We start from the raw sequence: 24,837 nt of genomic DNA on the forward strand, positions 1-24,837 counted from the left end.
GCGGAAACACACAGCATCACGGCAAGGCCGCCGCCTTGTCAGGGCAATGAGAAACCCCGACATGAAATGATCATGCCGAGGTTAAAGAACAAGCTGAGGGATCCTCAACCCCCCGCGGAGGCGGCGGTCCGAGTGTTGGTCACCACTGTCCCGGTTCCCTCGTCGCTAACGGCGCCGTGAACGGAACCATCCCGGCCAGCCGGAATGGTTGGCAGAGCCCGCCGATAGCGACGAGGGTGCGTGTAAGGATCCACCGAACCACATGGCGGGTCAGGACTGGACCCGTCACCACCCGAGTCACGAGGCGCCGGTTCTCAGCGGAACCGGCGCTTGGCCGCACCGGCACCCGCTCGGAGTAGCAGAGATCACCAGTCGTCGCCTCGTTCGGCGTTAGGCGCGGGCCTCAGCGCTTGCTAGCGTCAGGGGCGACGGCGGTGTGCGTCGTCCGCAACGTGTGCAGCGAAGCCGGTGGGAATCCGGCGCTGTCCCGCAACTGTGAGCTCCGTCGGAGCGAGCCAGGTCGCCTCACGCGGTGTGCCAACGTTCGGCCCTCGCGGTTCGGGGCGGTCCGGCTGTGCGCTTCACGCCTCATCTGGGTCGGTGCGTGCTGTGCGGACCGCGGATCAGCCGGAGGAGCTGACCTCGTGCATTCTCGTCTGCACATTCTGACTCGGCGGGCCGTCGTCGGCGTCGTCGCGGCCTCGGCGCTGGTGGCTGCCGGGTGTTCGTCGTCGAAGTCGGCGTCGGCGACGGGCGGTTCCGGTGCGTCGACCGCCGCCTCCGGTACGGCTGCGTTCCCGGCTACCGTCACCGCCAAGAACGGGGCGGTGAAGCTGGCGGCTGAGCCCAAGAAGATCGTGTCGTTGTCGCCGTCGGCGACCGAGGATCTGTTCCAGATCGGCGCCGGGTCGCAGGTCGTCGCGGTTGACGACCAGTCGAACTACCCCGCCGGCGCGCCGAAGACGACTCTGTCCGGCTACAAGCCGAATGCCGAGGCGATCGCGAAGTACAACCCGGACCTGGTGGTCGTCGCCGACGACAGTTCGCAGATCGTGGAGCAGCTCGGGAAGCTGAACGTCCCGGTGCTGTGGTTCGACGCCCCGAACACGCTGGACGACGCCTACAGCCAGATCACCGAGCTCGGTGCCGCCACCGGCCACGCCGGCCCGGCCGCCACCACGGTCGCCGGCATGAAGCAGCAGATCACCGCGGCCGTCGCGGCCGCGAAGAAGCCGGCCGGCGCCCTGAAGTACTACTACGAGGTCGGCACGCCGGGGAACTACAGCGCGACCTCGAAGACCTTCATCGGCTCGATCTTCGCGCAGTTCGGCCTCACCAACGTCGCCGACCCGGCCGACAAGACCGGCAGCGGCTACCCCCAGGTCTCCGACGAGTACCTGGTCACCTCGGCGCCCGATCTGATCTTCCTGGCCGACACCAAGTGCTGCCAGCAGACCGCCGCCACCGTCGCCGCCCGCCCCGGGTGGTCGGCGATTCCGGCGGTGAAGAACGCCGCGAAGGGCACCGTCGTCGGTATGGACGACGACATCGCCTCGCGTTGGGGGCCGCGCCTGGTGCAGTTGGTGCAGCAGATCGCGAAGGCTGTGAACCAGGCCCAGGGCTGAGCGGCGAGGACGAGCCACGACGATGAGGGATGAGGTGGATCCGGCCGCGGTTGGCGCGAGCAGCGCGGACGGCTCGCGTGACGTGCGCGGCTCGCGCGACACGCCCACGATCGGCGCAACCTCACCGGCGATTCGGTCGGAGGACGTTGACGCCGATGGTGCGCGGCGCGGATCCTGGACACGATTCGGCGGCGCGCGGTCCGGTTCGAAGGTGGTGGCCCCCTTTGGGTGGGTGGGCCCTGCCCCCGAACCGGTGGAAGAGCCCGTAGTCCCCGGCCGCCCGACGCCTCCGTCCCGCCGCCTAGCTCGCCGTCCGAGCCGCCCCACCATCGCCCTCCTCGCCGGCGTCCTCGTCCTCTTGCTCGCTGTCCTCGTCTCCAGCCTCGGCGGTGCGGCCGGCCTCCCGGTCGGCGGCACCGCCAAGGCGCTCCTGGACAAGCTCCCCTTCGTCGACCTCCGTACCGGGCTCGGGCCGGTGCAGCAGAGTGTGCTCGACGAGATCCGGCTGCCGCGCGTGGTCCTGGCGACGCTCGTCGGGGCGTTGCTCGCGCAGGCCGGTGCCGCGTATCAGGGCGTCTTCCGCAATCCGCTGTCCGATTCCGGGACCATCGGGGCCTCGGCCGGTGCCGGGATGGCGGCGACCCTCGTCATCGTCTACGGCGGCGGGCCCGAGCACACCGTCGCCGGGATCGGCGCGGTGCCGCTCGCGGCGTTCGTCGGGGCGCTCGGTGGCGTGCTCGCGAGCTACGTGCTCGGCACGTTCGTGGGCCGCGGCGGGACCGCCTCGCTCATCCTCGCCGGGGTCGCCGTCAGCTCGTTCGTCGGGGCGGTGCAGGCGTTCGTCATGCAGCGGAGCACCGCGGACGTGCGGCAGGTGTACTCGTGGTTGTTCGGGAGTTTCGCCGCCGCCGACTGGTCGCTGGTGCGGTTGGCGCTGCCGTACGCCGTCATCAGTGTTCTGATCGTCACCGTGCACGCCCGGCATCTCGACGTCCTCGCGCTCGGCGACGACGAGGCCGCCACCTTGGGCCTGCATCCGGTGCGCACGCGCGTGATCGTGCTGGCCGCCGCGTCGCTGGCGACCGCGACCGCGGTGGCGGTCAGCGGGATCATCGGCTTCGTCGGGCTGGTGGTGCCGCACGTCGTGCGGCGGGTCGCCGGGCCCGGGCACCGCCTGCTGCTGCCGATGAGCCTGCTGGTCGGCGGGGCCTTCCTGGTGCTGGCCGATCTGCTGGCGCGGACCGTGCTGGCGCCGGCCGAGCTGCCGATCGGGGTCGTCACCTCGTTCGTCGGGGCGCCGTTCTTCCTGGTCATCCTGCGCGCCACGCGGGAGCGGGACCGGTGAGCGCGGTCAAGGCCGCCGGGGTGCGGGTGCGGCTGGACCGCAAGCCGATCCTGCACGGCGTCGACCTCGACGTGGCCTCCGGGGCCTGGCACGCCGTCCTCGGCCCGAACGGCGCGGGTAAGTCCACGCTGCTCAGGGCGATCGTCGGCATCCTGCCGTATGAGGGCGACATCCGTGTCGGCGGCGAGGCCGTCGCGAAGCTCTCCGCCAAGCACCGCGCCCGCCTCATCGCCTACGTCCCGCAGCAGCCGCAGCTGCCCGGCGACATGACCGTCGCCGAGTACGTCCTGCTCGGCCGCACGCCGCACCTGGGCTACCTCGGCGTCGAGTCCCGGACCGATCGCGCGGTCGCCGAGAGCGCACTGGAGCGCCTGGACCTCGCCGGGTTCTCCGGGCGGCGGCTCGGCGCGATGTCCGGCGGCGAACGCCAGCGCGTCGTCCTGGCTCGCGCGCTGGCGCAGCAGGCCGGGGTCCTGCTGCTCGACGAGCCGACCACCGCCCTGGACCTCGGCCACCAGCAACAGGTCCTGGATCTGGTCGACGGACTGCGCGGGAGCGAGGGCCTGACCGTCATCAGTACCCTGCACGACCTCAGCCTCGCCGCGCAGTACGCCGACGAGCTGACTCTTCTCGTCCAAGGGCAGGTCGTCGCTTGCGGCACAGCCCGCGAAGTCCTTACGGAGCAACGGATCGCCGAGCACTACGGAGCGCGCGTGAGAGTCTTCGACAACGGCGACGGCCGACCTGTCATCCACCTGATCCGCGAAAAACACCACGGCTACGGCGAATAAGAAACCTGAGGCACGTCGTAACAGTTCGTATCCATATTCGGTACTCGCGTCACCCAGCCGCCCCGCCCGCCGTTCGCAGAGTCCTGCCACTGCGCGACGTTGAAGCACGCGTGCGTCGTCCCCGTCGGAGCCTTCACATCGAAAGCCGCCGGCGTGATGATCCCGTGCGCGTCATAGGGTTTCCCGGAGTTCATGAACTTCTCGACGCACACCCGCGTCACATCGGCCCCGCACGAAGCCACCGCGTCGGTGAGCCACTGCGCCGACGCCCACCCGTCGATCTCCCACTCCGACAGCTTCCCCTCCCGGTCCGGGAAGTACTTCGCCATCGCGTCGCGGAACGCCTTCACCGCCGGGTTCGACGTGTCCTCGTAGTTGGCGTCGGAAGCGTTGGCGTACAGCAGGTTCCGGCACTTCGGCGCGTCCTTGTACGTCGCGGCGACCGTGGCGTCCCAACTCTGCACCGTCGTCATCTTCGCCACGATCGGCACCCCGGCGTCCTCGATCGCCTTGCACAACCTGGCGTTCCCGTCCGTGTCGATGGTGTCGAAGACGACGTCCACACCCTTGTTCTTCATGTCCAGCGCCGCGGAGTTGAAGTCGGCCAGCGCGATGTCCAACTGCTCCGGAACGACCGTGAACCCCTCCTTGCGCAGCGCCTCGGCCTCGTAGGAGGCGTACCGCGCCGAGTCCGCCTGGTTGTACGAGACGAGCCCGGCGACGTGCGCGTGCAACACCGTCTTCGCGTAGTGCTCGGCCTCGGTCGAGGAGTACAGCTTCCCCTGCCAGCCGATGCTCTTGCCGTCGCGCGGATAGTCGCTGCCGTAGATCGAGTACAGGTGCGGGTACTGGTCGTAGGCGTTGCTGATCGGCTCGCCGCCGATGTCCGGCACGTCCTTGGCCGAGATGTAGGACGCACCGTCGTACTGGAAGGCCGAGTTGCCGGCGAACGCGAACACCTTGTCCTGGTCGATCAGCGTGTGCGCGCACGACACGTTCGTCCCGCCGACCCCCTGGTCGTCGCACGTCACGAAGGTGATCTGCCGACCGTTGACCCCGCCGGCCGCGTTCAGCGCCTTGAAGAAGGCCTGCGCGCCGTACATCGGGCCGGAGAACGTGTCCGGCCCGAGCAGCGAGTCCACCGAGTCGATCATCCCGATCTTGATCGAGGCCGGGGTGACGCCGATATCGCTGGCCGAGTTCGCGGAGGAGGCGGCCGATGTCCCGGGCGCACCCGGATTCTGCGAGGTGAAGGCCGAATCCGGCAGCCGGGTGCCGCACGCCGCAGTCCCCAGCAGCGCGGTCCCGAGCAGGCTCAGACCCGCACCGAGCACGAAGATCCGTCGCATCCGCCCTCCCGAGGGCTCGAAACGCCCCGGCGCTCAGCCCGCGTCAGGGAACGGCGACCGTCCCGCCACTGGTCCCGCTGCTCTGCGCACCGCCGCTCTGCGTCGTGCCGGTGTCGGTGACCGGCGGCGCCGCCGGACCCCCGCTGCCGCCGGGGCCCACCACGCTGGACCCGCCCGAATGGTTAGAGTGCGCCACCGCGCCGATGCCGGCCACCATGCCGAACCCGGCGACGCACAGGACGCCGGCCGCCAGGCCGGTCCGCACCCGCTGCCGGTGCCGCATGTGCCCGCCGAGGACCTCCACGGTCGCCATCACGTCGTCGACGTCCGGCAGCGCCGGTTCCCCGGCGGTGAAGGCGGTCTCCATCAGACCGCGCATCGCGTCCTCGCCCGCGGACGCGTTCACCGCGTTCATCCGTGTCCTCCCTTCGCTGGCTCCGCCCTCATCGTTCAGACCGCCTGGTGTACAGACGAGTCGAGCAGCCCTTTGAGTTTCGCCAACGCGCGTGCGGTGTCCGACTTCACGGTGTTGGCCTTCATTCCGAGCGCCTCGGCGGTGGCTTCTACGCTCATATCGTCCCAGAACCGCAGTGCCACGACGGCCCGCTGGCGCGGCGAGAGCTGTTTGAGCGCGGCCATCAGCGCCAGCCGGGTCTCGATCTCCGGGCCCTCGGTGCCGGCGTCCGGCAGCTCCGCCGTGACCAGTTCGTGGTTGCGGCGCTTGCGGGACTCGTCGATGTACGTGCGCACGAGGACCTGGCGCGCGTAGGAGTCGACGGCCTCCACGGCGCGCACCCGCGGCCACGCCACGAACAGCTTGGCCAGCGTCTGCTGCGTCAGGTCCTGTGCCTGGTGCCAGTCGCCGCACAGCAGATACGCGGTTCGCCGCAGCGCGCCCTGGCGGGCCGCGACGAACTCGCGGAAATCCTCGGTTCCCGACCGCATCCGTTATCAGTGGCCTTCACAAGTGTCGGCAGCTTGCTGGAACTGCTCAGTGCTTGGACTGCTCAGGTGGCGCTGGGCCTCGTCGGTGGTTCCCGGTCGATCGGAGAGGGGCGCGGGTGCTTTCAGTTGGCGGAGCCCACGACCGAGGCCGTCAGCTGGCCGAGCACGGCCGTGGCGGCGGCGGCCGCGGGGCCGGTGTCCGAACCCGGTTCCAGGTCGTAATACCCGGAGTCGTTCGCGGCACTCCCCCGGGTGTAGGTCAGGACGACGTACCGTCCGCGGCGCTGCGCGACCGCGGAGATCGTGACGTGGGTGTGGGTGTCGGTGAACACGAACACCCCCTGGGAGTTGACCCAGGACGGCAGAACCTCGCCGCCACCGCCGACGATCTCGTCCTTGTCGCCGTCCTTGGGCCCGCCGCAGCCGGGTGCGCTCGGGTCGACGGCGCCCATGCCCTGCACGGCGGCCTGGGCCGCGTCGGCGGTCTGGTAGGCGATCGCGGTGCTGACCACCCAGTGCACGGGGTTCCCGTCGGCGCCGACCGCCGGGGAGGAGCTGCTGGACCCGGTCGAGGTCGAGGTCGGGGTCGACGACGAGCCGCTCTTGTGGTTGTAGCTGTTGCTGTGGCTCGACGACGACGTGGAGGAGGTCGTGGATGCCGGCGTCGTCGGCGGATCGCTGGGCAGCGGGCCGGCCATGAAGAAGGTGGTGACCGGCTGCAGCGACTTCTTCGAAGTGTCGATCATGTTCTGCGTGCAGGCCCACGTCTGCTTGAGCAGGAGCTTCGCGGTGTCCGCGGCCGGCCACGCCTTCCACTGGTTGTCAGTGGCGAATGCGCTGTCCAACTCCTGGGTATTGAGCTGCAAGGAGTTGAGGACCTGGACGTCGTTCTCGTTGGCGTTCGCGTTCGCCACAGACTGCGACTGCGCGGCGCTCGAAGCCGCGGTGCCGCCGCCGGAGGAGCTACTGGAACACGCGCTCATAGCGAGCGCGGCGAGCACCGACGCCGCGCCGGCAGCGGTGCTGCGCGAAAACCGCCGAGATATCCGCATGTCCGCGGTGCCTCCCCTGCCGATTACAACTGATGTTCCAGGTGCTCAAGTTCTCGGCACTCTACACTGCGGACTTTTCTGTTGAAGAGGCGTTCAGGCGCGGGTCTACAACGCTTCTACAACACTGTGACCTCAAGCTCACCGGCTGCATACGCGCGGCGTACTTCCTTCTTGTCGAACTTGCCCACGGAGGTCTTCGGGACGACGTTGAGGAAGGTCCATCGCTCAGGAAGCTGCCACTTCGGGATCAGCCCGGACAGGTACTCACGAAGCTCCTCCGGCGCGGCCGCGGCGCCTTCGCGGAGCACCACGGCGGCCAGCGGCCGTTCCTGCCAGCGCTCGTCCGGGACGCCGACCACGGTCGCCTCGGCCACGGCGGCGTGCGCCATCAGGTGGTTCTCCAGCTCGACCGAGGAGATCCACTCGCCGCCGGACTTGATGACGTCCTTCTCCCGGTCGGTCAGCGTCAGGTAGCCGTCGGGGGTGATCGTGCCGACGTCGCCGGTACGCAGCCAGCCGTCGTGGAAGCGCTCGGGGTCCTCGTCGCCGTAGTAGGAGGCGGTGATCCAGGGCCCGCGGACCTCCAACTCGCCGACCGCCTCGCCGTCGTTGGGCACGATCGTGCCGTCCGGCCCGGCCAGCCGGGCCTGCACCCCGGCCGGGAAGCGGCCCTGGGTGACGCGGTAGGACCAGGCCACCTCGCCTTCCGTGCCGGCCGGCGGCGTGGAGACGCAGCCCAGCGGGGAGGTCTCGGTCATGCCCCAGGCGTGGATGATGCGCATGTCGTAGCGCTCTTCGAAGGCGCTCATCAGCGCCGGCGGCACCGCCGAGCCGCCGACCACCGCGCGCTTGAGCGTGGGGATCTTCTCGCCGGTGGCGTCCAGGTGGTTCAGCACGTCGTTCCAGATCGTCGGCACGGCGCCGGCGAAGTCCGCGCCGGAGGCGTGGATCGCCCGCACCAGCGCCGGGGCCTGCATGAACCGGTCCGGCATGACCAGGCTCGCGCCGGACATCAACGCCGCATAGGGGATTCCCCAGGCCATCGCGTGGAACATCGGGACGATGGTCAGGACCCGGTTCGCCTCGGTGAGCTGGAACGACTGCGGCATCGTGACCTGCATCGAGTGCAGATAGACCGAGCGGTGGCTGTAGACCACGCCCTTGGGGTTGCCGGTGGTGCCGGAGGTGTAGCACATCGCGGCGGCGTCGGTCTCGACGAAGTCGGGCCAGTCGTACGTGGTGGGTTTGCCGGCCAGGAGTTCCTCATACCGGTGGATCCGCTTGCCGGCCGGCTCCAGCGGCGCCGGGTCGCCCTCGCCGACGATCACCACGTGCTCGACGGTCTCGAACCCCGGCAGCACCCGGGCCAGCAGCGGGATCAGGCTGCCGTCGACCAGCACCACCTTGTCCTCGGCGTGGTTGGCGATGTACGTGACCTGATCCGGGAAGAGCCGGATGTTCAGGGTGTGGAGCACGGCGCCCATGGACGGGACGGCGAAGTACGCCTCCAGGTGCTCCTGGTTGTTCCACATGAACGTGGCGACCCGCTGGTCGCCGCGGATCCCGAGGTCGTCGTGCAGCGCGTGGGCCAGCTGCGCGGCACGCCCGCCGACCTCGGCGAACGTGGCGGTGCGCAGGCCGTCGGCGGTGACGGTGTGCACCTTCGACCCGGAATAGACGGTCGAGGCGAACCTCAGGAGCGTCGGGATTCCTAGCGGGGTCTCCTGCATGGTCGAGCGCATCGCTGACCTCCTGAGGGGTTGAGGTTACCGGGCGGTACACCGGTCAGTCTGCATCGACCCTGGCGGATTTCGGAAGGGTTTCGCCGGCAGGCGGGCGAAGCGGCGCGGGGATGGCGACGCGGGCGTCGCGCAATGCGCCGTCCGTCCGGAGTTTGGCAAGGGCTCGTGAAGCCGTTGATTTCACCGTGCCGACTGAGATCCCCATTACCTCGGCGGTCTCCGCTTCGGAGAGGTCCTCGTAATAGCGTAGGACGACCACCGCGCGCTGGCGGCGCGGCAGCTGCGCCAGCGACTTCCAGACCGTGGAGCGCAGCTCGATCTCCGCCGGCCGGGTGTCCTCCCAGACCTGCTCAGGCAGCTGGTCGGTGGGGTATTCCTCGACCCGGCGCTTGCGCCACCAGGAGGTCTGGGTGTTCACCAGGACGCGCCGCACGTATCCGTCGAGCGCGCCCTTGTCCTGGATGCGGGCCCAGGACAGATAAGTCTTGGCGAGCGCGGTCTGCAGCAGGTCCTCGGCGTCGGCGCGGTTCCCGGTCAGCAGATAGGCGACGCGCAAGAGGGCACCGGACCGCTCAGTGACATAGCGAGAGAACTCCTCGTCTCTGTCCGCCGTCACGCGACAACGTTATGCCGAGGGGGCGCTGAGATGACAATCGAGGGTCGGCTCGCCACGGCCCGGATCTGGAAGTTGTGGGCAGGCCACAGAAATCACGGCTTGTTCTTAGTGGATGCCCTACCGCTGAGCCCCAGTATTGAGTACCGTTTGCGCAACGATCCCACCACTTCAGTGGACATTGATCACACACAGCACTGCGGACACAGCGGCAACGGGGGCCGCCTCAATTCCGCTCTTTAGAGCCGAGGCGGGCGACACATGGTGACTTCGAGCAGGGTTCCGGACTCGCAGTCCGGAGAACGGTCAGGCAGCCGATGAGCGTCGCCTACGGCGAGCAGCAGAGGAACAGCTCGGCTTTGAGCGCGTCCGGGGCCGGTGGCCAGCGTGAGCTTGAGCGCCAGTACCACGTCGTGCTGCAGGACTCCCTGGGCCACCCGGCGCTGGGCTTCCGCGAGGGCACCTGGTTCCGGATCACGGTGTCCGGTCCGCAGCCCCTGCAGCTGCGCGGGGCGATCCGCACCTGTCCGCACGCCGCCGGCTCGATCGTGCAGATCGCGTGCTGGTGGATGCGGGAGAACCCGATGCAGCCGCGCTCCCTGGACCTGGCGACCGAACTGGCGCTGACGGTCGGCGAGCTGGTCCGGGTGTGCCCGGCCGACGGGCTCGGGACGACCTCGATGGACCTGCTGCCGATGGCGATGGCCGCCGTGGCGCAGAGCGGGCCGCCGGTGACTCCGGCCCCGGCGCTGCCGAGCGTGTCGAGCGGGTACTCGACGTCCGGGTCGGGCTTCGGATCCACCCCGGCGCTGGGCTCGTCCGCGTCGAGTTCGGCGGGCTCCTCCGACGCCTTCGGCTCCGGTTCCGGGTTCGGCTCGCAGAGCGCCCTGGGCAGCTCGGGGTCGTACAGCAGCTCCGGGTCGTACGGCAGCTCCGGGTCGTACGGCATGGGCAGCGACGCCCTGTACGGAAGCTCGACGAGTTCGAGCCCTGCGACCGGCTACAGCTCGTCCGGCGCGAGCGGCGGCTACGGCCAGACAAGCACCTACGGCTCGTCGAGCGGCTACGAGACCTCGAACGGATCGAGCGCTGCTGCGAGCGGTACCTATAGCTCGACCAGCGCTTACGGCTCGTCGTCCACGGACGTGTACAGCTCCGGGACGGACGCGTACAGCTCCGGGTCGAGCGTGTACGGCTCTTCTACGAGCCCTGCGACCTACGGTTCCACGTCGAGCTCCGGCGGCTACGGCTCGTCCAGCTCCACGAGCGCCTACGCGGCCAGCCCGTACGCGAATCTCGCGGACCCGCTGACCGACTCCCTGGATCAGTCCTCGTACTCGTCCGCGTCGGATCCACTGGGTCAGAGCACTTACTCGACCGGCTCGTACGCTGCGAGCAGTTCATACGACGCGGCCCAGACGTCCTACCTCCCGGTCACCACCGGCGCGAGCGCGGCGGAGAGCGGCTGGTTCGAGCCCGCGGACGGGACCGGCACCGGCGGGTTCCCGGCCGTGCCGCCGGCTCCGGTCATGGGCCGCCCGGCGCCCAAGCCGCCGGCGCCGCCCGCGCCGAAGCCGTATTCGAGCTCGAACCCGGGTGCGGGCGCCGGGCGCGGCGGCTACGGAGGCGGCGCGACGCCGCAGGCCGCGCTGCCGCCGGCGAGCCGTCCCCGCGAGAGCGGCGCCGACTGGGAGCCGCGCGCGGCCGCGCCGCGCCGTCCGGGTCCCAACGGCGCCACCGGATCGTCGCACCAGCCGCGTCCACCGCAGTCGGCCGCCCCGCGTCCGGTGCCCGGCGTCCCGGGTGCCTCCGGCCAGCAGCCGCGTCCCCGTCCGGCGCAGCCCCGCGACGGCTACGGCCGCCCCGCCGAGCCGCAGGACCCGGGCCGCTCCAGCGACCGCAATCCCGTGCAGCCGCGCCGCCCCGCCGCGGCCGCCAACCCGCCGCAGCGCGGGACGATGGGACGCCGTCCGGCGACCCGTCCCGGCCGGCCGTCGGAGCGCTGAGTCAGAGACCTGACGTCGAACGGGCTGGACCGCACTGCGGTCCAGCCCGTTCGACCCCTGGCGCTACTTCAGCGCCGCCACCGGCGCGTTCAGCACGTTCAGGTCGATGTTCAACCGCTTCCCGCCGTACGTCTCGTTGTGACCGCCCCGGTACTGCTTGATGCGCCGCGGCCCGGGCCAGTACCGGTCGCTCAGCGTCGCGTCGCCGAACAGCTGCGGGGCCTTGTCCCAGTGCGCGTACCACGCCACGTCCGCGCGGTAGGCCGCCCCGCTCTCGTACACCAGAGCCATGTCCGCGATCGCGCCCTTGGAACTGCTGTAGATCCCTGAGATGAACCCCCGCGCGTGCAGCTGGTCGGTCCAGGCGCTCAGGAACGCCTGGACATCCTGGGTGCAGCCGGCGTCGTTACGCGGGTAGTACTCCATGTCGAAGTAGATCGGGCTGCCCGGGGCGATGCCGAAGTAGGCCGCGCGGTTCGCCGCGTCGTCCGCGGCCTCCTGGCCCTGGGTCCAGCGGCGGCTGCGGGCGATCCGCGCCGGATGGCCGCTGCCGGGGTTCTTCCAGCAGGGCGCCTGCAGGCCGACGTAGATCGGGAAGAACTTCCAGCCCTGCAGGGCCACCGTCTTGATCCAGCCCGGGGTCAGGTTGCCGTCCGGGCAGGCGCGGTCGATGCCGCCGATGTAGATGCCGATCGCGTGGTACGGCGAGGCGTCGGCCCAGGCCTGCATGGCGTCGGTGGACGGCGCCGCGCAGGTGTCGAAGCCCAGGCCGGAGTAGGTGGCGGCGGCCTCGATCGGGCGCTCGGGCAGGCGCGAGCGGGTGTCCGGCACGGCCTGCGGCTCCGCGCCCGCCGCGTTCTCCTCGTCCGCGGACGGGAGGTAGCCGTAGGTCCGGGTCACCTTCCCGTCCGAGGCGATGCGCACGGTCTCCGTACGGCCCACGGCGTCCGCCGGGCAGTTCTGGTCCGGTCCCGGGTCGCCGAGGTACACCGCGTGCCGGTCATACCGGATACAGGTATGCGGCTCGGCCGTCAGGTCGTGCACCGGCCAGCTCACCGGGACCTCGACCGTGGTGCCCGCGTAGCTCACCTCCTTGACCCCGGACAGCGGCCCGACCGCGGCGGAGGCGGCTTCGCCGCAGCTCAGGGTCAGGACTGCGGTCAGGGCGAGGAGACGGAGCAGACGCATGACGGAGCGCCTACCCGGTGTCGCGGCGGCATTCACGCGAAGGAACCCCGGCGGCCCAATCGTCAGATCAACTGACCGGCCGCTGACGGAATACCCCCATGGGGTATATCGTTGCTGCCGATGAGACACTGATCCTCGTCCCACAAGCGGAGGCAGCCATGGCGGAGACCACCCTGGAGGTGCCGGCGGAGTCCGGACCTCTCAATGACGTCGAGTTGGCCATCGGTGGGATGACCTGCGCTTCCTGCGCGTCGCGGATCGAGCGCAAGCTGAACAAGCTCGAAGGCGTCACGGCCACCGTGAACTACGCCACCGAGAAGGCGAAGGTCACCTTCCCGGCCGATTACGCGCCGACCGACCTGGTCGCCGTGGTCGAGGCGGCCGGTTACACCGCCGCGCTGCCCGAGCCGCCGGCGCCGCCGTCCGCCGGGCCGGTGCCGGCCGACGGCGAGCCGAAGACGGCCGCCGAGCTGGAGGACGAACGCCGCGCCGGCTCGCTGCGGCAGCGCCTGACCACCGCGGTCGTGCTGTCCGTGCCGGTGGTCCTGATGGCGATGATCCCCGCGCTGCAGTTCCGCAACTGGCAGTGGGCCTCGCTGACGCTGTCCGCGCCGGTGGTCACCTACGCCGCGTGGCCCTTCCACAAGGCGGCCTGGACCAACCTGCGGCACCGCGCCGCCACCATGGACACGCTGGTGTCCGTCGGCGTCTCAGCAGCCTTCCTCTGGTCGCTGTGGGCCCTGTTCTTCGGGGACGTGGGGATGCCGGGCATGAAGCACGGCTTCGAGTTCGCGATCTCTCGCACCGACGGCTCCGGGTCCCTGTACCTGGAGGCGGCCTCGGGCGTGACCGCGTTCATCCTGGCCGGGCGGTATTTCGAGCACAAGGCGAAGCGACGCTCCGGCGCGGCTCTGCGGGCCCTGATGACGCTCGGCGCGAAGGACGTCGCGGTGCTGCGTGCCGGTGCCGAGGTGCGGATCCCGATCGGCGAGCTGGCCGTCGGCGGCCTGTTCGTGGTGCGGCCCGGCGAGAAGGTGGCCACCGACGGGGTGGTGGAGCAGGGCCGCTCGGCGGTCGACGCCTCCATGCTCACCGGCGAGTCGGTCCCGGTGGACGTCGCCCCCGGCGACGCCGTCACCGGCGCCACCGTGAACACCTCCGGCCGGCTGGTGGTGCGGGCGACCCGGGTCGGCGCCGACACCCAGCTGTCCCGGATGGCGAAGCTGGTCGAGGAGGCGCAGAACGGCAAGGCCGCGGCGCAGCGGCTGGCGGACCGGATCTCCGCGGTCTTCGTCCCGACCGTGATCCTGCTGTCCCTGGCCACCTTGGCGTTCTGGCTGCTGGTCGGTTCCGGCGGTGTCGCGACGGCTTTCGCGGCCGCGGTCAGCGTCCTGATCATCGCCTGCCCCTGCGCCCTGGGCCTGGCCACGCCGACCGCGCTGATGGTCGGCACCGGCCGCGGCGCGCAGCTCGGTGTCCTGATCAAGGGCCCGGAGGTGCTGGAGAACACCCGCAAGGTGGACACGATCGTGCTCGACAAGACCGGCACCGTCACCACCGGCAGCATGGCGCTGGTCGGCGTGGCTGTGGCCGACGGCGAGTCCGAGGACGAGGCGCTGCGGCTGGCCGGCGCGCTGGAGGCGGCCAGCGAGCACCCGATCGCCAAGGCGGTCGCGGCCGCCGCGGCCGCGCGGACCGGAGCGCTGCCCGAGGTCGAGGGCTTCGAGAACGTCGAAGGTCTGGGCGTGCAGGGCGTGGTGGACGGCCACGCGGTCGTGGTCGGCCGGGAGAAGCTGCTGGCCGAGTGGGCCCAGCACCTGACGCCGGAGCTGGCCTCGGCGAAGACCGTGGCCGAGGCGGCGGGCCGCACCGCGATCGCGGTCGGCTGGGACGGCCGGGCCCGGGCGGTGCTGGAGGTCGCCGACGCGGTGAAGCCGACCAGCGCCGAGGCGATCCGCGAGCTGCGGGCCCTGGGTCTGACTCCGGTGCTGCTCACCGGCGACAACGAGACCGTGGCCCGCGCGGTGGCCGCCGAGGTCGGCATCGACGAGGTGCTGGCCGAGGTGCTGCCGGTGGGCAAGGTCGAGGCGGTGCGGCGGCTGCAGGCCGAAGGCCGCGTGGTCGCGATGGTCGGCGACGGCGTGAACGACGCGGCCGCCCTGGCCCAGGCCGACCTCGGCCTGGCGATGGGCACCGGCACCGACGCCGCGATCGAGGCCGGCGACCTGACCCTGGTCGGCGGCGACCTGCGGACCGCGGCCACCGCGATCCGGCTCTCGCGCCGCACCCTGGGCACCATCAAGGGGAACCTGTTCTGGGCGTTCGGCTACAACGTGGCGGCGCTGCCGCTGGCCGCCGCCGGGCTGCTGAACCCGATGATCGCCGGGGCCGCGATGGCGTTCTCGTCGGTGTTCGTGGTGAGCAACAGCCTGCGGCTGCGGCGGTTCCGGTAGTCCGGCGCTACCTGCCGCGGAGATGCGACAAGCCCCGCAAACCCCCTGGTGTCTGCGGGGCTTCGCTGTGCCCTGCGATCCGGTGCTGGATCAGGCCTTCGGGTTGACCTCGTAGTTCACCGGGCCGCCCATGGAGCCGATCAGGTTGCCCATGCCGGAGTCGGTCGCCGAGGGCACGGCCGCCGGGCCGCCGAAGACGTAGCCGGTGGTGATGCTGGAGGAGAAGCCGGTCAGCCACACCTCGGCCTCGTTGGCCGGCTCGCCGGTGGCCGGGTTGACCAGCAGCAGCGGGCCGCCCTTCGAGCCCATGAACGCGCCGCCGGACAGCGCGTCGGCCCAGTTGGCGCCGGTGGCGAAGCCGACGTTGGCGGGCGCGGTGCCCGAACCGCGGTCCCAGTCGCCGAAGAAGGTGCGGGCGACCAGGTAGGAGGTCTCGTAGCGGGTCGCCCCGACCAGCGGAGTGTGCTGGAAGCCGATGCTGGTGAGCGCGGTGTCCGCCGCGCCGCCGACGCCGTAGACCGGGGTCGGGTAGCCCGCGGTGTCGTGTGCCTTGACCTGCGCCAGGTAGGCGGCGGTGGACGCCGGCATCTTCTTGTCGTCGGTCAGGATCACCACGCCGTCGGCGGGGCCGTTGTGGGCGCCGGACTCGGCCGCGGCGCCGGCCGACAGCGCGTCCGGGGACAGGGTGCCGGTCGCGACCAGGACCCGCCCCGGCTGCTGCCAGCCGCTGCCGGCGTTGGACCGGGTGACCTGGTTGGCGATGGCCACGGAGGTCGCGTACCGGTCGGCTCCGGCGAGCCGCTTGACGGTGTAACCCATGGCGTGCACCGCGTTGGCCACGGCCGGGGACAGCGCCTGCTCGCCGCCGAGCACGTAGACGGTCTTGCCGGTCTCGGCCGGTCCGAGCACTCGCGCGATCTCGGCCTTGACACTGGCGTCGAGGTGGTCGCTCGGCGTGAGAAGCAGCGGGCCGCCCACCGAGGTGGCCAGGGTGCTGCCGCCGAGCGCGTCGGCGAACTGGTCGGAGCGGCTCAGCACGACGTTGTTGGCCGGGTACTTATTCGCACCCGGGTTGCCGGGGGCGGTGGTCCACTGGGCCTGCGAGGCGGCGATCGCAGTACCGATCCGGTCGCTGCCTTCCAGTCGGACCATGGTGTTCGGGTTGGACGGCCGGTAGGACGGGAAGCCCCAGGTGGTCGACTCCACGCGCTGCCCGGTGCCGTTGGCGGCGATGGACTCGACGTCTTCCGGCTTGCCGCTGGTCTGCGTGCTCGCCTCATAGGCGATCCGGGTGCCGTCCGGCGAGTAGGTCGGGAAGAGGTGGTTCTTGGTGCCGCTGGTGAGCTGGGTCGCGGGCCCGGCCTTGGGCGTGCCTTCCTGGCCGTTCCACGCGGCGGTCCAGATCTGCTCGTAGCCGCTGGAGTCCCTGCGCAGGAACGCGATGGTCTTGCCGTCGGGCGAGACGGTCGGCGAGTCCCCGTTGGCCGCGAGCAGGATGGGTCCGGCGCTCCCACGGCCGAAGCTGTCCTGGACGTAGATGTCGGTCTGCTGGGTCGCCGAGTTGAAGTGCTGGAAGGCGAGGGTGTGGCCGTTGGAGTCCGGGGCGCTCTCGGCACCCTCGGTGAACGTCTGGCCGCCCAGGAAGCTCAGCGGGTCCGTCTCCTCGACCTGGGTACCCGGCGCGAGATAGGCCGGGACGGCCTCCAGCTTGGTGGCGCCGTTCACCTTCTCCGCGAAGATGATCGCCTTGCCGCCGTCGACCCAGGTCGGGTTCGACCGCGTGGCCCCGGCCTTGGCCGGCGCGACCACCGCGACGCCGCCCCCGCCGGCGCGCTCGGTGACGACGTTGCCGTTGCCGTCGACGTAGGCGATTCGGCTGCCGTCCGGGGCCCAGGAGGCCTGGCCGATGTTCCCCTGGTACGTCCAGGCCTGGCCGCTGTAGAGCACCGTGTTGGTGCCGTTCGTGATGGTCAGCGGCGAGTTCGACGCCCCCGCCGTCGTGGCCTGCGCGCTCCCGGCCAGTCCGACGCCGGTGACGACGGAACTGGCCAGCACGGCGGTGGCCGCCAACGACTTCTTGATGGACTTGCTACGCATTGTGCGTCTCCCCTGAGCACTCATGTTCAAAGCCCTGTCGAACGGTATGACGCACTGCTGATCGAGTGGTTGGTCTCCGTTGCGAACTCGTTATGTTCTTACCGGGAACCGGCACCGGAACGGGCTCAAGGGGAACCTGATCTGGGCGTTCGGCTACAACATGGCGGTGTTGCCGGTAGTCCGGCACGGCTTGCCGCGGACGTGCGACAAGCCCCGCAGACTCCCCCTGGGGTCTGCGGGGCTTCGCTGTGCCCTGCGTCGTGGTGCGAAGATCAGGCCTTCGGGTTGACCTCGTAGTTCACGGGACCGCCCATGGCGCCGATCAGGTTGCCCATGCCGGAGTCGGTCCCTGTGGGCACGGCCGCCGGGCCGCCGAAGACGTAGCCGGTGGTGATGCTCGACGACCAGCCGGTCACCCAGGCCTCGGCCTCCTTGGCCGGCTCGCCGGTGGCCGGGTTGACCAGCAGCAGCGGGCCGCCCTTCGAGCCCATGAACGCGCCGCCGGACAGCGCGTCGGCCCAGTTGGCGCCGGTGGCGAAGCCCACGCTGGTGGGTGCGCTGGCCTGGTTCCAGTTGCCGAAGAAGGTGCGGGCGACCAGGTAGGAGGTCTCATAGCGGGTCGCCCCGACCAGGGCGACGTGCTTGAAACCGATGCTGGTGAGCGCGGTGTCCGCCGCGCCGCCGACACCGTAGACCGGGGTCGCGCTGTCCTTCGCCTTGACCTGCGCCAGGTAAGCGGCGGTGGACGCCGGCATCTTCTTGTCGTCGGTCAGGATGACCACGCCGGCCACGGGGCCGCCGTAGGCGCCGGACTCCGCCGCGGCGCCCGCGGACAGCGCGTCCGGGGACAGGTTGCCGGTGGCGACCAGGACCCGGTCCGAGCCTCCGATGTCGTGGGTGACCTGGTTGGCGATGGCCACGGAGGTCGCGTACCGGTCGGCACCGGCGAGCCGCTTGACGGTGTAGCCCATGGAGTGGACCGCGTTGGCCACGGCCGGGGACAGTGCCTGCTCGCCGCCGAGCACGTAAACGGTCTTGCTGGTGCTCGCCGCGCCCAGCACCCGGGTGATCTCGGCCTTGACACTGGCGTCGAGGTGGTCGCTCGGCGTGAGCAGCAGCGGGCCGCCCACCGTCGTGGCCAGGGTGCTGCCGCCGAGCGCGTCGGCGAACTGGTCGGAGCGGCTCAGCACGACGGCCGAGGCGGTCTTCCACTGGGCCTGCGAGGCGGCGATCGCGGTACCGATCCGGTCGCTGCCTTCGAGCCGGACCATGGTGTTCGGGTTGGACGGCCGGTACGACGGCAGGCCCGCCTTGTTCGACTCCTGACGCTCTCCGGTGCCGTTCGAGGCGATCGAGTCCACCTCGGTCGGCGCGGCGCCGTTGCCCGGGCCGGCCTCGTAGGCGATGCGCGAGCCGTCGGGCGAGTATGTCGGGTGCAGGTGGTCGTGGGCGTCGGTGGTGAGCTGCTTCGGCGTGCCGGGCGGGAAGTTCAGGTCCTGCCCGTTCCAGGCGACGGTCCAGATCTGCTCGTTGCCGGAGGAGTCCTTGCGCAGGAAGGCGACGGTCTTGCCGTCGGGCGAGACGGTCGGCGCGGTCCCGTCGTCGGAGACCAGGATGGGCCCGGCGCTGCCGCGGCCGAAGTCGTCCTGGACCCAGATCTCGTCGTGGCCGTTCGACGTGTTGTGGTGCTGGAACGCCAGCAGTTCGCCGTTGGAGTCGGGCGCGCTCTCGGTACCCTCGGTGAACTTCTGGCCGCGCGGGAAGGTCAGCGGGTCGATTTCCTGCATGTCGGTGCCCGGGGCGACGTAGGCCGGGACGAGCTCCAGCTTGGAGACGCCGTTCACGGTCTCCGCGAAGACGATCGACTTGCCACCGTCGACCCAGGTCGGGTTCGACCGCGTGGCCCCGGTCTTGGCCGGCGCGACCACCGCGAGGCCGAAGCCGCCGGTGCGCTCGGTGACCACGTTGCCGTTGCCGTCGACGTAGGCGATCCGGCTGCCGTCCGGCGCCCAGGAAGCCTGACCGACGGTCCCCTCGTACGCCCAGGCCTGGCCGCTGTAGAACACCGCGTTGGTGCCGTTCGTGATCGTCAGCGGCGAGTTCGACGCCCCCGCCGTCGTCGCCTGCGCGCTCCCAGCCAGTCCGATGCCGGTGACGACGGAACTGGCCAGCACGGCGGTGGCCGCCAACGATTTCTTGATGGACTTCATTGTGCGTCTCCCCTGAGCACTCATGTTCAAAGCCTTGTCGCACGGTATGACGCACCGCTGATCGAGTCGTTGGTCTCCGTTGCGAATTCGTTATGTTCCTATCGGGAACCGGTCCGCGGTGCCCGCCGAGCTGGCAGGACTTCCCGCGGGCGCAACCGGTTGTCCGAAAACATGCGTCCTCACTGCAGTAATGCCGTCCGTCGCGGCGTGCTCGGGTAGCCTGGCCCCGCAGTCCACGTCCATAACCGGAGATCCCATGCGTCTGTCCCTGGTCGTCCCGTGCTTCAACGAAGAAGCGGTTTTGGCGAGGTTTCACGAGGTCGTCCGTGCTGAGACCGCGGGGATAGCGGACGAGGTGGAGCTGGTCTTCGTCGACGACGGCTCCTCCGACGGCACCCTGGAGCTGCTCAAGAAGTTCTCGGCCCAGGACCCCGAGGCCAAGTACGTCTCCTTCAGCCGCAACTTCGGCAAGGAGTCGGCGATCCTGGCCGGCCTGAAGCGGGCCAGCGGTGACGCGGTGATCATCATCGACGCCGACCTGCAGCACCCCCCGGAGCTGCTGGGCCGGATGGTCGACCTGCACCGGCAGGGCTTCGACCAGGTCATCGCGCAGCGTGACCGCGAGGGCGACAAGGTGCTGAAGAGCATGGTCGCCCGGACCTACTACAAGCTGATCAACAAGATGGTCGAGGTCGAGCTGGTGGACGGGGTCGGCGACTTCCGGCTGCTGTCCCGGCGCGCGGTGAACGCCCTGCTGGACATGCCGGAGTACAACCGCTTCTCCAAGGGCCTGTTCGCCTGGATCGGCTTCGACGCGGTCACCTTCCAGTACCGCAACGCGGTGCGCGAGGCCGGAGAGACCAAGTGGGGTTTCCGGCGGCTGCTGAACTACGGCGTGGACTCCCTGCTGTCGTTCAACAACAAGCCGCTGCGCCTGGCGATCTACCTCGGCTTCCTGTTCTTCAGCATCTCCTTCGCCTACATGGTGTGGATCATCGTGAGGGCGATCTTCTACAGCACCACCCCCGGTTACGTCACCACGATCGCGGCCATCGTCGGCATCGGCGGTCTGCAGATGTTCACGGTCGGCGTGATCGGCGAGTACGTGGGCCGCATCTACTACGAGGCCAAGCAGCGACCGCACTACCTGGTCAAGGAGACCGAGGCCGGCCCGCTGCGGGACCAGCGCGACTTCCTGGCTGTCTCCGGGGACCACCGCCGGGTGACCGGGACCGTGGCGCCCGCTACGCACAACACCCCCGCGCCGACTGCCGCGTCTGTGGCCGGCGACCAGTCCGACCCGGTCAACGGCGTCCCAGGGGCGCGAGAGCTGAACGGAATCCAGTGAGCAGAACCGTCTGGCGGGGCCTGCGCCGCAATCTGTACCTGGTCCTCGCCTTCGTCGTCCCGGCGGTGGTCTACGGGGCGATACTGGCCGACCGCGGGGTCTACCCGTTCGACCCGCACGGCACGTACACGGTGTTCATGATCGACCTGAACAACCAGTACGCGCAGTTCTACTCGTACTTCGACCAGGCGCTCACCGGCCACGGTTCGCTGCTGTTCACCTGGCGCGCCGACGGCGGCATGAACTTCTGGCCGATCGTGGCGTACTACCTCACCAGCCCCTTCGGGCTGCTGACGCTGTTCGCCTCGGACCACCGGCTGCCGATAATGATCGGCTTCATCACGCTGCTGAAGCTGGCCTCGGCGAGCCTGGGGATGGCGCTGTTCCTGCGCAAGTTCCGGGGTGACGTCGTCCAGGGGCTGCACTCGGTGGTGAACAAGACCGTCATTGTGGTCCTGTCCACCGCCTACGCGCTGGGTGCCTTCTCCCTGATCTACGCGTTCAACATCATGTGGCTGGACTCGCTGTACCTGCTGCCGTGGGCGCTGCTCGGCGTGGAGCGGCTGCTGGCCAGGGGCCGGGTCACCGCGCTGGCGATCGCGATCGGCCTGAACCTGGTCATCGACTTCTACACCGGCGCGATGGTCTGCGTCTTCGTGTGCATGTACGCGCTGGCGCGCTACGTCGGTGTCCGCGAGCGTTTCGAGCGCGCCGACTTCCTGCGGACCGCCGGCAGGTTCGCCCTGGCCGGCGTCATCGGCGGCCTGCTCGCCGCGGCCTTCATCGTGCCGACCTACTTCGGCGGGCTGAAGCAGAAGACGAGCCTGCACGTCGACGCCTCGGTGAACCCGCCGATCCCGGTGCTGTCGATGCTCGTGCGGTTCTTCGGCGGCACCACCGACGGCGGGACGTCGCTCACGCCGAACGTCGGGTCCGCGACCCTGATCCTGGTGCTGGTGCCGCTGTTCTTCACGGTGAAGAGCATCAAGCGGGCCGAGCGGATCGCGTTCGGCGCGATCCTGGCGTTCCTGATCCTGGCGATGGAGATCAAGCCGCTCTACATCCTTATGCACGGCGGCCAGATGCCGAACGCCTTCCCGTTCCGCTTCGCGTTCCTGATCACCGCGCTGTTGGCGTTCCTGGCGTTCCGGGCCTGGGTCGGCATCGACTCGGTGAAGCAGATCAAGTGGCTCGGGGTGAGCGCGGCGGCGTGGTTCGTGGTGCTGTACTGGGGACGCCAGAGCTACCCGTGGATCATCCGGCCGGCGGTCGTGCAGTTCGACGCGCTGATCCTGGTCGTCGGTACCGCGCTCCTGTCGTTCGCGCTGTATCTGCGGGTGCGGCCCGCCGGCGAGCCGATGGTCAAGTGGCTCGGCTGGATGCCCAAGCAACTGGCCACGCCGAAGGTCGCCGCGGTGGCCGCGGTCGCGGTGCTGGCCGTGGACGCATCGGGCTCGGCCTCGCTGATCGGCCAGAAGGCGCTCGGCAAGCAGCCGAGCAGCAGCAACGGCTCCATCGCCTGGACCAACTGGTACAGCTCGCCGAGCAAGTCCTACGGAACCGCGCTCTCCTCGCTTCAGCCGAGCAACGACGAGTTCTTCCGCGCCGAGGGCTTCGACCAGAACCTGCGCAGCACCAATGACGGTCTGCGCTTCGGCAACTTCGCGTTCACGCACTTCTCCTCGCTGTCTGCGGCGAACCTGCACGAGAACATGGCGAATCTGGGCTTCGCCCACTACCCCTCGTACGTCTGGTCCGCGCACACCGGCGCCACGCTGTTCACCGACGCGCTTCTGGGCTATCAGTACCTGGTGGGCACGACGCGCGAGACGCCGGACGGCACCATCGACCGCCTAGGCACGACGTTGCAGAAGACGTACAACGACACCGCGTCGGCCAAACCGGGGAAGCTTCCTCCGGCACCGGACATCACCACGGTCTACAAGATCAACGACACGTTGCCGGTCGGGTTCCGGCTCACCGGCACCGACCTGGCGAACTTCACCGCGCCGGCGCCGTCGAACTCTCCCTTCGCCGCACAGGAGCAGGCGTTCGGGATGCCCGGCGCGTTCCAGTCGATGTGCGGCAGCCCGACCGTCACCGCCAGCGACGGGGTGGCCGTCACACCGGCCGCCGACGGCAGCGTGTCGATCAAGGTTCCGACCAAGGCGAGCCCGGACAAGAAGCTCTACAGCGACAAGATCGTGTGGCAGTGCCAGTCCTCAGGGCAGCGGCAGCTCTACATGTACGCGCCGACCGCTCAGCCCACCGGGCTGTCCTACGTCCGGGTCGACGGCCAGAACCGGCCGGCGCCGCGGACGGTCGACGTCCCCGCGCACGACCTGGCGAACATCGCCTATCCCGGCGGCTTCGACAACGGCATCCAGGACCTGGGCAGCGTCCAGGCCGGCTCGTTCACGGTCACGATGTTCAGCGAGAACCTGCCCCTCCACAACTCGTACACGGTTCCTGCCAACCCGATCCGCAGCCTGGACCCGACGGCCGTCGACGCCAAGCTGACGCAGCTGCGCGGCGGCGGGGTGACGGATGTGCACTGGAACGACACCGGGCTGGCGGCCACGACGACCGGCGACAGCGCGGCGACCGTCTTCCTGTCGGTCCCGACGATCCCGGGCTGGTCGGTCACGGTCGACGGCAAGTCGGTGAAGACGACTGACTTGCTCGGCACCTTCACCGGTGTCCCGGTCCCGGCCGGCACCCACCGGATCTCGATGTCCTTCACTCCTCCGGGGCTCTACGCGGGCATCGGGGGTAGCGCCGTGGGTCTGTTGGCGCTCGGGGGTGTGTGGTGGTTCCAGCGGCGCCGTGCGGCGCTCGCCGGGGTTGCCGCGCCGGCTGCCGGTGAGGATGCGGCGGGCGGCGAGGCACAGGTGCCGCAGGACGCGCTGTCATGACCGGGCTGATCAGGACGCTGGCGAAGAACACGTTCGTCAGGTACGCGTTCAGCGGCGGTTCGGCACTGGTGACCGAAGAGGTCGTGCTGTACCTGACGCACGGCCTGATGAAGTTCCCGCTGTGGCTGGCCACGGGGCTGGCGTACCTCATCGCGTTCGGCGTGAACTTCTCGATCAACCGGATGCTGACGTTCGCCGACCACGGCGCGCGCGAGGGCGCGGTGCACAAGCAGACGGTGCGCTTCGCGCTGCTGGTCTGCGTGAACCTGGGTGTCACGCAGGTGCTGATGTACTCGCTGACCGGCGCCGGGGTGAACTACCTGATCGCCAAGCCGCTGTCGACGGTGGTCATCACGCTGTACAACTTCTGGCTGTACAAGCACTGGGTGTTCAAGCCGGAGACCTCGCAGGCCGGGCCCGGTGTGGTCGCCGGAGCCCAGCCGGTTCCGGAGGCGCCTGCTTCCGAAGTCAGCGCTTGACCACGCGGTAGCCCAGGTGCGTCACGCCGTTTCCGGGGCGCACCGAGGTCTGCTCCAGCTCGTAGGGCGCGCCCTTCAGGTTGTCGAAGAACCGTGTGCCCTCGCCGAGCATCGCCGCGACCAGGTCCACGGTGAGCTCGTCGAGCAGCCCCTCGTTCAGGGCCTGCTGGGTCAGGTCGGCGCTGCCGATGACCACGGTCTGGCCGCCGCCGAGTTCCCGGCCCTCGGCGATCGCCGCTGAGATGCCGCCCTCGGTGACGAAGTGGACCGAGGAACCCTCGCGCGGCCAGCCCTCGGGGATCCGGTGGGTCAGCACCACGACGGGCACGCCGAGCGGGTGCAGGCCGTTCCAGCCCCCGGCCGCTTCAAAGGACCGCCGGCCGTAAAGAATGGCGCCGAGCGAGGACTTGGCATCCTCCAGGCCCTCAGCTTCGTGAGCATCGGTCTTGAACTCCCAGCCCTGATCCCCGACGGTCTCCGTGACCACCTCGCCGCGGCTGTACCAGCCGAACAGGGTGTCCACGCCGTCGGTGGGGTGGTTGACGAAACCGTCGAGGGACATGGACATGTTGGCGGTGACCTTCATCGTTGCGCTCCTTGCCGGGTCTGCGTGACTGCCTTCCAGCAAAGCGTCGAGCGGGCCGCGTCGCATTCGACACGGCCCGCTCGTCAGATTTCT

Annotated in this window: 18 protein-coding genes and 1 riboswitch; of the genes, 8 read left to right on the forward strand and 10 right to left on the reverse strand. The window is 70.0% G+C overall.

Annotated features, from left to right (window positions below; translation table 11 throughout):
- The first annotated feature begins 415 nt into the window (after positions 1 to 415).
- Positions 416 to 540, forward strand: a riboswitch (cobalamin riboswitch).
- A gap of 104 nt (positions 541 to 644) precedes the next feature.
- From ABH935_RS46250 to ABH935_RS46260, 3 genes are all read left to right on the forward strand, one after another.
- Positions 645 to 1,625 carry an ABC transporter substrate-binding protein gene (locus tag ABH935_RS46250; RefSeq protein WP_370384377.1) on the forward strand — a complete coding sequence of 327 codons (981 nt, stop codon included), beginning with the start codon at positions 645 to 647 and terminating at the stop codon, positions 1,623 to 1,625.
- Positions 1,626 to 1,983: 358 nt separating this feature from the next.
- Entirely contained in the window at positions 1,984 to 2,970 is a 987-nt protein-coding gene (locus ABH935_RS46255; RefSeq protein ID WP_370384378.1) for a FecCD family ABC transporter permease, read from the forward strand.
- A complete protein-coding gene (locus ABH935_RS46260) occupies positions 2,967 to 3,761 on the forward strand; it encodes an ABC transporter ATP-binding protein (RefSeq protein ID WP_370384379.1) in 795 nt (264 codons plus the stop codon). The genes ABH935_RS46255 and ABH935_RS46260 overlap by 4 nt, the downstream gene beginning before the upstream one ends.
- Here the strand turns inward: ABH935_RS46260 and ABH935_RS46265 are convergent.
- From ABH935_RS46265 to ABH935_RS46290, 6 genes are all read right to left on the reverse strand, one after another.
- Positions 3,749 to 5,110 carry an ABC transporter substrate-binding protein gene (locus ABH935_RS46265; RefSeq protein ID WP_370384380.1) on the reverse strand — a complete coding sequence of 454 codons (1,362 nt, stop codon included), beginning with the start codon at positions 5,108 to 5,110 and terminating at the stop codon, positions 3,749 to 3,751. The genes ABH935_RS46260 and ABH935_RS46265 overlap by 13 nt on opposite strands.
- Before the next feature lie 43 nt (positions 5,111 to 5,153).
- Positions 5,154 to 5,525 carry a hypothetical protein gene (locus ABH935_RS46270; protein WP_370384381.1) on the reverse strand — a complete coding sequence of 124 codons (372 nt, stop codon included), beginning with the start codon at positions 5,523 to 5,525 and terminating at the stop codon, positions 5,154 to 5,156.
- A 35-nt stretch (positions 5,526 to 5,560) separates the two neighbouring features.
- Positions 5,561 to 6,055 (reverse strand): SigE family RNA polymerase sigma factor, encoded by a 495-nt coding sequence (locus tag ABH935_RS46275; RefSeq protein WP_370384382.1) that lies wholly within the window; start codon positions 6,053 to 6,055, stop codon positions 5,561 to 5,563.
- 122 nt (positions 6,056 to 6,177) lie between these two features.
- Entirely contained in the window at positions 6,178 to 7,107 is a 930-nt protein-coding gene (locus ABH935_RS46280) for a hypothetical protein (protein WP_370384383.1), read from the reverse strand.
- Between the two features lie 116 nt (positions 7,108 to 7,223).
- The gene (locus ABH935_RS46285) at positions 7,224 to 8,849 is read right to left on the reverse strand and encodes a long-chain fatty acid--CoA ligase (RefSeq protein WP_370384384.1); all 1,626 of its coding nucleotides are present in this window, start codon (positions 8,847 to 8,849) and stop codon (positions 7,224 to 7,226) included.
- Positions 8,850 to 8,892: 43 nt separating this feature from the next.
- Positions 8,893 to 9,465: a SigE family RNA polymerase sigma factor gene (locus tag ABH935_RS46290; protein WP_370384385.1), complete on the reverse strand. Its 573-nt coding sequence runs from the start codon at positions 9,463 to 9,465 to the stop codon at positions 8,893 to 8,895.
- Between the two features lie 314 nt (positions 9,466 to 9,779).
- Between ABH935_RS46290 and ABH935_RS46295 the strand changes: the two genes are divergently transcribed.
- A complete protein-coding gene (locus tag ABH935_RS46295; RefSeq protein WP_370384386.1) occupies positions 9,780 to 11,468 on the forward strand; it encodes a hypothetical protein in 1,689 nt (562 codons plus the stop codon).
- 63 nt (positions 11,469 to 11,531) lie between these two features.
- Here the strand turns inward: ABH935_RS46295 and ABH935_RS46300 are convergent, their stop codons facing one another.
- The gene (locus tag ABH935_RS46300; protein WP_370384387.1) at positions 11,532 to 12,656 is read right to left on the reverse strand and encodes a DUF1906 domain-containing protein; all 1,125 of its coding nucleotides are present in this window, start codon (positions 12,654 to 12,656) and stop codon (positions 11,532 to 11,534) included.
- Between the two features lie 158 nt (positions 12,657 to 12,814).
- Here ABH935_RS46300 and ABH935_RS46305 point away from each other — a divergent pair, with 158 nt between their 5' ends.
- On the forward strand, positions 12,815 to 15,109 hold the full coding sequence (locus ABH935_RS46305; RefSeq protein WP_370384388.1) for a heavy metal translocating P-type ATPase: 2,295 nt from the start codon (positions 12,815 to 12,817) through the stop codon (positions 15,107 to 15,109).
- Between the two features lie 90 nt (positions 15,110 to 15,199).
- Here ABH935_RS46305 and ABH935_RS46310 read toward each other — a convergent pair whose 3' ends face one another.
- The gene (locus ABH935_RS46310) at positions 15,200 to 17,206 is read right to left on the reverse strand and encodes a cell wall-binding repeat-containing protein (protein WP_370384389.1); all 2,007 of its coding nucleotides are present in this window, start codon (positions 17,204 to 17,206) and stop codon (positions 15,200 to 15,202) included.
- 272 nt (positions 17,207 to 17,478) lie between these two features.
- Positions 17,479 to 19,416 carry a cell wall-binding repeat-containing protein gene (locus ABH935_RS46315; protein WP_370384390.1) on the reverse strand — a complete coding sequence of 646 codons (1,938 nt, stop codon included), beginning with the start codon at positions 19,414 to 19,416 and terminating at the stop codon, positions 17,479 to 17,481.
- Between the two features lie 256 nt (positions 19,417 to 19,672).
- Here ABH935_RS46315 and ABH935_RS46320 point away from each other — a divergent pair, with 256 nt between their 5' ends.
- Genes ABH935_RS46320 through ABH935_RS46330 form a run of 3 tightly spaced genes read left to right on the forward strand, consistent with a single transcriptional unit; the run spans position 19,673 to position 24,158 of the window.
- Positions 19,673 to 20,764 carry a glycosyltransferase family 2 protein gene (locus ABH935_RS46320; RefSeq protein WP_370384391.1) on the forward strand — a complete coding sequence of 364 codons (1,092 nt, stop codon included), beginning with the start codon at positions 19,673 to 19,675 and terminating at the stop codon, positions 20,762 to 20,764.
- On the forward strand, positions 20,761 to 23,679 hold the full coding sequence (locus ABH935_RS46325; RefSeq protein WP_370384392.1) for a YfhO family protein: 2,919 nt from the start codon (positions 20,761 to 20,763) through the stop codon (positions 23,677 to 23,679). The genes ABH935_RS46320 and ABH935_RS46325 overlap by 4 nt, the downstream gene beginning before the upstream one ends.
- Positions 23,676 to 24,158 (forward strand): GtrA family protein, encoded by a 483-nt coding sequence (locus ABH935_RS46330; RefSeq protein ID WP_370384393.1) that lies wholly within the window; start codon positions 23,676 to 23,678, stop codon positions 24,156 to 24,158. The genes ABH935_RS46325 and ABH935_RS46330 overlap by 4 nt, the downstream gene beginning before the upstream one ends.
- On the opposite strand, the gene ABH935_RS46335 is transcribed toward ABH935_RS46330, so the two are convergent.
- Positions 24,148 to 24,744: a dihydrofolate reductase family protein gene (locus tag ABH935_RS46335; protein WP_370384394.1), complete on the reverse strand. Its 597-nt coding sequence runs from the start codon at positions 24,742 to 24,744 to the stop codon at positions 24,148 to 24,150. The two genes, ABH935_RS46330 and ABH935_RS46335, sit on opposite strands and share 11 nt — an antisense overlap.
- Positions 24,745 to 24,837 lie beyond the last annotated feature (93 nt).

This window comes from Catenulispora sp. GAS73 (assembly GCF_041262085.1).
Taxonomy (GTDB): Bacteria; Actinomycetota; Actinomycetes; order Streptomycetales; family Catenulisporaceae; genus Catenulispora.

Excerpts from the sequence above, each read along its gene's own strand:
- ABH935_RS46295 (WP_370384386.1), top strand. The coding sequence starts at position 9,780 with ATGAGCGTCGCCTACGGCGAGCAGCAGAGGAACAGCTCGGCTTTGAGC.
- ABH935_RS46300 (WP_370384387.1), bottom strand. The coding sequence starts at position 12,656 with ATGCGTCTGCTCCGTCTCCTCGCCCTGACCGCAGTCCTGACCCTGAGC.
- ABH935_RS46265 (WP_370384380.1), bottom strand. The coding sequence starts at position 5,110 with ATGCGACGGATCTTCGTGCTCGGTGCGGGTCTGAGCCTGCTCGGGACC.
- ABH935_RS46270 (WP_370384381.1), bottom strand. The coding sequence starts at position 5,525 with ATGAACGCGGTGAACGCGTCCGCGGGCGAGGACGCGATGCGCGGTCTG.
- ABH935_RS46315 (WP_370384390.1), bottom strand. The coding sequence starts at position 19,416 with ATGAAGTCCATCAAGAAATCGTTGGCGGCCACCGCCGTGCTGGCCAGT.
- ABH935_RS46280 (WP_370384383.1), bottom strand. The coding sequence starts at position 7,107 with ATGCGGATATCTCGGCGGTTTTCGCGCAGCACCGCTGCCGGCGCGGCG.
- ABH935_RS46310 (WP_370384389.1), bottom strand. The coding sequence starts at position 17,206 with ATGCGTAGCAAGTCCATCAAGAAGTCGTTGGCGGCCACCGCCGTGCTG.
- ABH935_RS46285 (WP_370384384.1), bottom strand. The coding sequence starts at position 8,849 with ATGCGCTCGACCATGCAGGAGACCCCGCTAGGAATCCCGACGCTCCTG.
- ABH935_RS46330 (WP_370384393.1), top strand. The coding sequence starts at position 23,676 with ATGACCGGGCTGATCAGGACGCTGGCGAAGAACACGTTCGTCAGGTAC.
- ABH935_RS46275 (WP_370384382.1), bottom strand. The coding sequence starts at position 6,055 with ATGCGGTCGGGAACCGAGGATTTCCGCGAGTTCGTCGCGGCCCGCCAG.
- ABH935_RS46320 (WP_370384391.1), top strand. The coding sequence starts at position 19,673 with ATGCGTCTGTCCCTGGTCGTCCCGTGCTTCAACGAAGAAGCGGTTTTG.
- ABH935_RS46305 (WP_370384388.1), top strand. The coding sequence starts at position 12,815 with ATGGCGGAGACCACCCTGGAGGTGCCGGCGGAGTCCGGACCTCTCAAT.
- ABH935_RS46335 (WP_370384394.1), bottom strand. The coding sequence starts at position 24,744 with ATGAAGGTCACCGCCAACATGTCCATGTCCCTCGACGGTTTCGTCAAC.